Genomic DNA, 8,497 nt, shown 5'->3' with positions numbered 1-8,497 from the left:
GAAATAAAAATATTTAAAAAAAATAACTCTAAATCTAGTTACAAAGTACTTAGAGTATAAAGTTGTATTGAGCAAAATTAGAACGATGTTAGAGAATTTTATCTAAAAAATAGTAATTTTTATTCAAATTAAATTTATTTCGTCCTTAAAAATAGCACTTAATGGGTTAAATTTTCAAAAAGTTTATGCATTCCTTGAGTCGCTGACATCTTTAATAATTCATATTGCTGTGGAACACGCAGATGATCTGCATTTGGATCTATATAGTAGGCTTTACATTGATCTGAAATTTCATGTACTAAAGCCGCAACAGGATATACGCTTAATGTGGACCCAATTACTATAAAAATATCTGCGCTTTGGACTAATTGGATCGCTTCTTCATAAGCCGGCACAGCTTCACCAAACCAGACTACATGTGGGCGCAGAGGATATCCATCTGGGCAAAAGTCGTTTTCTAAATCTAGTTTCCAACCATTAATATCGTAAAACTCATTTGTAAATTGTGCATGCGGGCCAGAGCTTTTCGCTAAACGAATATTTCCGTGCAAATGTAAAACGTTGGAACTCCCAGCCCGTTCATGTAAATCATCAATATTTTGAGTAATCACTTGTACGTCAAAATAGTCTTGTAGTTTGGCAATATATTGATGCGCTTCGTTAGGTTTAGCCTCTAAAATATTTTTACGTCGCTCGTTATAAAAGCGTTGAACTAAAGCGGGATTCTTTTGCCATGCCTCAGGTGTGGCAACTTGTTGAATGTCGTAATTTTCCCACAAGCCATTGCTGTCACGAAAAGTGCTGATTCCACTTTCTGCACTCATGCCCGCACCTGAAAATACAACAAGTTTTGTCATAGAATTCACCTGTTAGGAAAGCTAATTTTAAATAGATAATAAAAAACCAGTTTAAAACTAAACTGGTTTTTATCAAATATTGGAAGCGATGGCTATCTTTTATAAGCCAGCTTCATATTCTGAATTTGTTAAAAGTTTTTCAACATCTGCAATGTTGTCTGGTTTAATTTTATAAATCCAGCCTTTACCATATGGATCGTCATTTACAAAATCAGGATCATCTTCAAGGTCAGTATTTACTTCTACTACAGTGCCTGAAACAGGAGCATGGATGTCAGAAGCAGTTTTTACTGACTCAACTACACCAGCTTGTTCACCAGCAGTAACTTTACTCCCAACTTCTGGAGTTTCAACGTAAACTAAATCGCCAAGTTCATCTTGTGCATGATCGGTAATCCCTGTAATAACAAGATCACCCTCAATTTTTACCCACTCATGTGTACGTGCATACTTCAGTTCCGAAGGATGATTCATGGTAACTCCTTAAGCTTATATCCAATAGTTTTAAACATTATAAGTATGGGTCTTTACGCCAGTTGCTCGGACTACGACCACTCCAGCGTTTAAAAGCACGGCTAAAATTTGCAACGTCCGAATAGCCAAGTTCATCTGCAATTTGTTCAAGACTATAATCTGTACGTGAAAGCAAAGAGGTTGCGTGTCGATAGCGCACTTCATCAACCAATGTCGAAAATGAAGTTCCTTCAGCCGCTAATTGACGTTTGAGTGTCCGATCTGACATATGTAGACATTCAGCTACATTTTCGATGCTTAAATAATGTTGTTCGGAATTGCTTAAAATATCACGAACACGCATTGCTAATCGACGGCGCTCACCCAAGGCAGAAAGTTCAGCTTCGCACTGATTAATAGCAACCTGACTTGCGATAGGATCAGCATTAACTAATTTAATTCCTAAATATTTTTTATCAAAACTTGAAATCAAATGTGGTTGGTTGAAGCGAATTGTACTGCTTAGTTTATTTCTATACTTTTCAAATCCTTCTGGTTCAGGAAAGTCCAAATCTACATCACCAGCTAAATCGTCAATACCCGTAATCGCTTTGGCCATACTCATAATACCAATGGTCAAACCTAAAACGATTTCTGTTCTTAGAGGCTCAAGTTCAATATCACATTGTAATTGTAAGGTAGCTTTGGGCCCAAACGTTGAAAAATAGAGTTGTAAAAAGGGTAAACGTAGTTGAATAAAACGTGCTGCAAGAGCAATTGCTTCTGTAATATCTTTGGCCGTCATAATCGCATAGCCAATGAAGCCATGAATCGAAATACGCATTTGAGTACCAAGATGGTAACCCAACGTAGTTTCACCAGTTAAATTAAGCGCGTGTTTAACTAGTTCGTTTGCTACAGGTGTAGAAATACGATAATCAGGATCGGCCAGTTGCTCACTAGTAAGATGAAATGGAGCAAATAATGTTTCATCGTTATATCCCCAACGCGAAACAACATCTAATAGCAACAAGCCATAGACACCCGGAATACCTTGATCTTGACGAGCTGAGGTAATTTTCATATGCGTTCCATTGCTCTCATCAATTTGTCACATGCATTTCTTACACATCTTGTCATGAAATATAATCTGAGTTTATAAAAACTGTTAGACAATCATATCAACCATGTTTTAAACATTCTTTTTAAAGACAACAATTTTTGTTGTTGAAATAAGTAATACGTCACCATTTTGATTTAAGGCTTGCGTAACGTAACTTACAATACCACGATCTAATTTTGTTTTGGATGGTGTGATCGCTGAAATTTCAGCTTCCACATGAATTTTATCTCCTGGTCGTGTAGGACGTGGCCACCGTAAGCTAGACTCTGAACCGATGAGGCCACCGTGAATCGGCATGCATTCTGTCCATAAACGCATAGTGATTGCAGACGTATGCCAGCCGCTAGCAGCGATCCCCTGAAAAATTGGATCGTGCTTAGCTTGCTCTTCATCTATATGAAAGGGTTGAGGGTCGTAAGAGCTTGCGAATTCTTTGATTTCATCTAAGGTAATTTCATATTCACGACTAATGAAACGATCACCAATTTTCAAATCTTCTAAATAAAGCATTAATCTTGACCCTGTAATACTTTTTGTTCAATTAAAAAACCGCCTGTTTGACGCTTCCATAATTGTGCATATATACCATTTTGCGCAATTAACTCTTCATGAGTTCCTTGCTCAGCAATTCGACCTTCATCAAGAACGATTAAACGGTCCATTTGTGCAATAGTAGATAAACGGTGTGCAATTGCAATAACGGTTTTATCAACCATAAGGTCATTTAAACTTGACTGGATTGCTGCTTCAACTTCCGAGTCTAGTGCACTGGTTGCTTCATCTAAAATAAGAATAGGCGCATCTTTTAAGAATACACGTGCAATAGCAATACGCTGTCTTTGGCCGCCAGAAAGTTTGACACCACGTTCACCTACTTGTGCGTTATAACCATTGCGTCCTTTTAAATCAACTAATTGCGGAATAAATTCAGCAGCTTTCGCTTTATTTACAGCATTTTGCATATCTGCATCAGAGGCATCTGGGCGACCATATTTAATATTTTCAGCAACCGAGCGATGTAATAAAGAGGTATCTTGAGTAACTAAAGCAATATTGGCTCTTAGACTATCTTGAGTGACATCTTCAATATTTTGGCCATCAATTAAAATCGCACCTTGCTTGAGATGGTAAAAATGTAAAAGTAATTGAATCAGCGTAGACTTACCTGCGCCAGAACGACCCACAATTCCTATTTTTTCACCAGCTTTAATACGCAGGTTGAAGTGATCAATAACATTTTTATTGTTATAAGCAAAGCTGACATCTTTAAATACAATCTCACCTTTGGTGACTTTAAGTGGCTTAGCATCTGGTTTGTCTTGAATGTTGATTTTTTTACCTAATGTTTGCATACCATCTTGAATGGTTCCAACATTTTCAAATAAAGCTGACATATGCCACATCATAAACTCAGCCATACTATTAAGTTTTAAGATCATTGCAGTCGTTGCTGCAATTACTCCTAATGCTGCTAAGCCTTGAGTCCATAGCCAAACAGAGGTACCAATTACCCCTATAAACAAGACAGCAGACAACATGTTAATGCTGACTTCAAAGAGGGTACCTAAGCGCATTTGAGCATAGACTGTAGTCATAAACTCTTTCATTGAGGCTTTTGCATATTGGCTTTCACGACCAGCATGAGCAAATAGTTTTACAGTTTGGATGTTGGTGTACGCATCTGTTACACGACCAGTCATAATTGCTCTAGCATCGGCTTGTTGCTGAGAAACTTTACTTAAGCGGGGGATAAAGAACCATGCGCTTAACAAAAACAAGCTTAACCAAACTAAAAGTGGAATAAGTAAAATTGGTGAAATTGCACCAAGTACAATACTGACAGTAATGAAGTAAATGCTGACGTAGGCCAACATATCACCCAAGATAATCCAGAACTCACGGATTGCTAGTGCTGTTTGCATAACCTTAGCAGAAAGTCGTCCTGCAAAGTCATTATGGAAAAAGTCCAAGCTCTGTTTCAATAAAAGATTATGGAAACGCCAGCGCAACCGCATTGGAAAGGTGCTATATAAAATCTGATGTTTGATAATAGATTGTATATTTACGAAAAAGATGTTGGTAAATAAGACACCAATCAAAATTAATAAATCATTAGCATGCTGACTTAAAAAGCTTTGGGGATGACTTTTACTTAACCAATCTACCAGTTGTCCAATCTTTGAAAAAAGTAAGGCTTCAAAGCTTGCAGCGCCTGCTGTAAAAAGAATAAGTAAGAATAAGTAAGGGCGTACGCCTTCTGTAGCTTGCCAGACAAATGGAAAAAAACGAGTTGGTAAAGGTTCATCCAAACCTTTAGTTGGGTAGGGATCTACAAGTTTTTCAAACCACTTCAGCATGAATTACTACCTTTGAGACAAAAGCTACTTAATTAAATCTTTGCAATTTCATTTACAAAAAGTCAGTTAGATCAATATCACTTAGGGTTTCGATCTTGTGAGTATGTGCAAATACACATGAACTGATTATGTTGAGCGTCTTTAATTAATCGATGATGCAAAAATTGGAGACCTGAAGATATCTTCAAGAATGTCGCGAGGACTAAAAATATTATTCATTATATCGAGATTAATAGATAAAGGGGGAATGAATTTATTTATTCTTTAAGTATTTTTTCTTAGTATTTTGAATATTTGTTAAATTATTACTATCGCACATTGAGCTGAAAAGGGCCTTTAGATTCGAGTCATAAAGGCCAAAGCATCGTATTACCACATTAAGTCATCAGGAATAACATATGCTGCATATGGATCTTCCTCATCAGTGGCTTCTTCATTTTTCTCAGAATTATTAATTAAAATGAAACCTTGCATTTTTTGATCAATTTTTTCTGCTAAAGCTTTTGGAAGATACGCGTATTGCTCTTGATCTTTAGCAATGACCAAGCTACCAGCAACAAGTGCATTATAAACTTGCTGAGATAGATATACTTTTTTGATTTTATTTTCATCAATGAATTGATAAACCACATCCCCAGCAAAATCATTAATCTTGTGTTGCTTAATCATTTGAATGATTGATGCTTTAAGTGCTTTTTCTTCAAGCTGCTTCTGTTTCTCTAAATTTAAAGCCTGATCTTTAGCTAATTTATCTTGTTTAGCCTTTTCAATATTCGCTTTAATTTCGGCTTCATCACTTAGTCCAAGGCGTTGTTCGTGATGAGCTTGCTTAGTTAATTTTTTTGCTTTTTTATTATCAACTAAACCAGCTTTTAGTAGTTGTGCTTGTAAGGCATTTTTAACCATGTCTTAATCCTTATGTGAAGTTGAAGTGCTATAGAGATAAACTACCCAGTAAGAAATACTTAAGGCTAAGCTTAAAATTGCCGGCAATAAAAATGATTGTAGTTTCAAATATGGATGTACTATAGCGGCAAGAATTCCACCTAGTAGAAAGCCAGCAAAAATAAGAAAATGTAAAATAATACGTCGGTTTTCTACAATTAAACCTCTGGCTTTATATCCAAGTGCTAACCCAATATCTGTCAGCACCCCTGATAGGTGGGTAGTGCGAATAATTGTTCCTTTATAGTGGCTTACCATCGCATTTTGTAATCCCATGGCCGTACAAGCCCATAATAATCCATAGCGTGGAAAATAAGGAAGCAATAGCCAGCAAAGGAAAATGAATAGAGCTACAAGGCTCAAAGGTAAGCCATACCGACGACCTAGTCGAAAATGACTGCTACCTAAAATAAAACCACTATAAAATGAACCGCAAACATAACAAATAATCACCAGAAGTAAAAAAATGATATGTTCTGGTTGCCACTCTACCAAACTCATAGCCAGCATACTGACGTTGCCGGTCATATGCGAAATAGACTGATGCAAAAGAGTAATTAACCCTAATACATTAATCATTCCAGCATTAAATGCCAGCAAAAAGGCTCCAAGTTGGAACCAGTTTGGTAGACGTTGAAATGGCATTTTGTTTAAGATGCTTGCTTAGAGCGAATATCTACAGCTGCGGTAAATAATACATCTGTAGATGAGTTAAGGGCTGTTTCTGTAGAATCTTGCAATACACTGATAATCATACCGACTGCAACCACCTGCATTGCCACTTCTGACGAAATACCAAATAAACTACAAGCTACAGGAATTAGCAGTAAAGAACCACCTGCAACACCAGACGCACCACATGCTGAAACTGTTGCAACAACAGATAAAATAACCATTGTGGCTAAATCAACATGAATGCCCAGTGTATGGACAGTCGCTAATGTAAGAACAGTAATTGTTACTGCTGCGCCAGCCATATTTACTGTCGCACCTAAGGGAATAGACACACTTGCTGTAGACGGATTAACTCCTAAACGCTCTGCCAAATCTAAGTTAACTGGGATATTAGCGGCCGAGCTTCGAGTAAAGAATGCTGTAATACCACTTTCTTTTAAGCATTTAAAAACTAATGGATATGGATTACTACGTATAGTTAAGCCTACCAAAATAGGATTGACTATGAGGGCAACAAATAGCATTGTTCCTAGTAATACCATTAATAAGTGTGCATAGCTCTCAAGTGTTGCAAGACCAGCATCTGCAAAAGTCACGGCAACTAACCCGAAAATACCAACAGGAGCAAAAGCAATTACTTTATGAATAATAGCACTTACAGCATGTGAAACATCTTGCATCACTTGTTTGGTTGTGTCTGAACTATGGCGCATAGCTAAACCAAGGCCAATTGCCCAAGCCAAAATACCAATAAAGTTAGCTTCGCTAATTGCTTGAACAGGATTCGCAATAAAGCTTAAAAGCAAGTTTTTTAATATATCTGCGAGACTACCAGGCGCTTGTAAATTGTTATGAGAAACTGTATTCAGATAAAGGGTACTTGGAAAAGATAAACTTGCAATAACAGCACTAAAAGCGGCTAGCAACATACCTATTACATATAGTAGTAAGACTGGACGTAAATTTGCACTATGGCCTACTTGAAAGTTTGCGATAGATGAAAGCACCAATACAAAAACTAAAATAGGGGCAACCGATTTTAAGGCTTTAATGAAAAGCTCACCAAATAAACTTAAGTAAGGCGTAAGGTTCGGAAATAGTAATGCAACGCCTATCCCTAGAATAATGGCGATAATAATCTTAGTGACTAAGCTTAATCGAGAAAAGAATGCAAGCATATAAAGGCCTTATTAACCTAATCATGGCTAAAGGTTGAACAAGCCGAGTATTTTATACTTAAGTGATGTGAATCTTAAGCTTTTTTATATCAACTGTAAGTTTTTATAAGCATTGGTAATATTAAGTTGTTGTTTTTATTTTACTTAATTAAAGAAAAATGAATTTTATGGTTGGTGGTTTTGTTTGTTAATTGTTCATTAGAAAATTAATTACATTAAAAAGCTGTGAAAGGCCCCAATATACTAAATAAGAGTAGACGGGCAAAAGATTAAATATAGTTGGGACTTGGGAAAAGCTACGCGAATTTTCAAAACTTTGTGCTTGGATTGGATTCTAAGCTTTCAAGCTGAAAAATCGCATATTTCAGGAAGTTACTACTATTATTATAAGTTTATAATTTAAAAATGTTATTTACTTGCACAGTACAGTTGATGAAGCGTATTTAAAATTGAATGCATATTGTCATCCTTAATTGAATAAAAAATTTGCTTGCCATCACGACGGGTTGATACAACATCACTTTTGCGTAGCATCATAAGTTGTTGTGAAAGAGTGGGCTGGGTAATTTGGGTCTTCTCTTCAATTTGAGAAACATTTAACTCCTCATAAGCTAAGTGACATAAAATTAATAAACGATCTGTATTAGCCAAAGATTTGAGAATTCCAACGACTGAATCGGCCGCATTTTTCATTTCTTCAATTTGGAGTCCATCTTTCATACTTTATACCTATATCAATATAGCGGGCATAGTATAGATTGATCTTACAAAAATGAATGTAGCAAAACTAATCAATCCAATTGTTTTTGTTGAAAAGCAATATAAGGGGAACTGATAAATAAGTAGTCTTTCCAATTAAAAACAACTATTTGTATTTCTTTTGTGTCTAAAATGTTGCATTGTGTTATA

9 protein-coding genes are annotated in these 8,497 nt (G+C 36.2%); all 9 read right to left on the bottom strand.

What is annotated here, in order from left to right; genetic code table 11:
- Positions 1–158 precede the first annotated feature (158 nt).
- The 9 genes from HUN22_RS13575 to HUN22_RS13535 all read right to left on the bottom strand — a co-directional run bounded on the left by HUN22_RS13575 (position 159) and on the right by HUN22_RS13535 (position 8,308).
- Positions 159–866: an SIR2 family NAD-dependent protein deacylase gene (locus HUN22_RS13575; RefSeq protein WP_174730352.1), complete on the bottom strand. Its 708-nt coding sequence runs from the start codon at positions 864–866 to the stop codon at positions 159–161.
- A gap of 90 nt (positions 867–956) precedes the next feature.
- On the bottom strand, positions 957–1,331 hold the full coding sequence (gene gcvH / locus HUN22_RS13570; RefSeq protein WP_174730349.1) for a glycine cleavage system protein GcvH: 375 nt from the start codon (positions 1,329–1,331) through the stop codon (positions 957–959).
- Between the two features lie 37 nt (positions 1,332–1,368).
- Entirely contained in the window at positions 1,369–2,394 is a 1,026-nt protein-coding gene (locus HUN22_RS13565) for an AraC family transcriptional regulator (protein WP_174730346.1), read from the bottom strand.
- 108 nt (positions 2,395–2,502) lie between these two features.
- Positions 2,503–2,943 carry a MaoC family dehydratase gene (locus tag HUN22_RS13560; protein ID WP_174730343.1) on the bottom strand — a complete coding sequence of 147 codons (441 nt, stop codon included), beginning with the start codon at positions 2,941–2,943 and terminating at the stop codon, positions 2,503–2,505.
- The gene (locus HUN22_RS13555) at positions 2,943–4,790 is read right to left on the bottom strand and encodes an ABC transporter ATP-binding protein (protein ID WP_174730340.1); all 1,848 of its coding nucleotides are present in this window, start codon (positions 4,788–4,790) and stop codon (positions 2,943–2,945) included. The genes HUN22_RS13560 and HUN22_RS13555 overlap by 1 nt, the downstream gene beginning before the upstream one ends.
- Before the next feature lie 369 nt (positions 4,791–5,159).
- A complete protein-coding gene (locus HUN22_RS13550) occupies positions 5,160–5,696 on the bottom strand; it encodes a DUF2058 domain-containing protein (RefSeq protein WP_174730337.1) in 537 nt (178 codons plus the stop codon).
- Positions 5,697–5,699: 3 nt separating this feature from the next.
- Entirely contained in the window at positions 5,700–6,380 is a 681-nt protein-coding gene (locus HUN22_RS13545) for a YoaK family protein (protein WP_174730335.1), read from the bottom strand.
- 5 nt (positions 6,381–6,385) lie between these two features.
- Positions 6,386–7,588, bottom strand: coding sequence for a serine/threonine transporter SstT (sstT, locus tag HUN22_RS13540; RefSeq protein WP_174730332.1), 1,203 nt, complete (start codon positions 7,586–7,588; stop codon positions 6,386–6,388).
- A gap of 408 nt (positions 7,589–7,996) precedes the next feature.
- Positions 7,997–8,308, bottom strand: coding sequence for an ArsR/SmtB family transcription factor (locus tag HUN22_RS13535; protein ID WP_002121379.1), 312 nt, complete (start codon positions 8,306–8,308; stop codon positions 7,997–7,999).
- Positions 8,309–8,497 lie beyond the last annotated feature (189 nt).

This window comes from Acinetobacter lactucae, assembly GCF_013344765.1.
Taxonomy (GTDB): Bacteria; Pseudomonadota; Gammaproteobacteria; order Pseudomonadales; family Moraxellaceae; genus Acinetobacter; species Acinetobacter lactucae_A.
Note: the sequence above shows the minus strand (reverse complement) of the source record. Positions and strands in the feature narration are given on the sequence as shown.

Bases quoted from the DNA above. Each gene is read 5' to 3' on its own strand.
- gcvH (WP_174730349.1), bottom strand. From the start codon at position 1,331: ATGAATCATCCTTCGGAACTGAAGTATGCACGTACACATGAGTGGGTA.
- HUN22_RS13565 (WP_174730346.1), bottom strand. From the start codon at position 2,394: ATGAAAATTACCTCAGCTCGTCAAGATCAAGGTATTCCGGGTGTCTAT.
- HUN22_RS13560 (WP_174730343.1), bottom strand. From the start codon at position 2,943: ATGCTTTATTTAGAAGATTTGAAAATTGGTGATCGTTTCATTAGTCGT.
- HUN22_RS13555 (WP_174730340.1), bottom strand. From the start codon at position 4,790: ATGCTGAAGTGGTTTGAAAAACTTGTAGATCCCTACCCAACTAAAGGT.
- HUN22_RS13550 (WP_174730337.1), bottom strand. From the start codon at position 5,696: ATGGTTAAAAATGCCTTACAAGCACAACTACTAAAAGCTGGTTTAGTT.
- HUN22_RS13545 (WP_174730335.1), bottom strand. From the start codon at position 6,380: ATGCCATTTCAACGTCTACCAAACTGGTTCCAACTTGGAGCCTTTTTG.
- sstT (WP_174730332.1), bottom strand. From the start codon at position 7,588: ATGCTTGCATTCTTTTCTCGATTAAGCTTAGTCACTAAGATTATTATC.
- HUN22_RS13535 (WP_002121379.1), bottom strand. From the start codon at position 8,308: ATGAAAGATGGACTCCAAATTGAAGAAATGAAAAATGCGGCCGATTCA.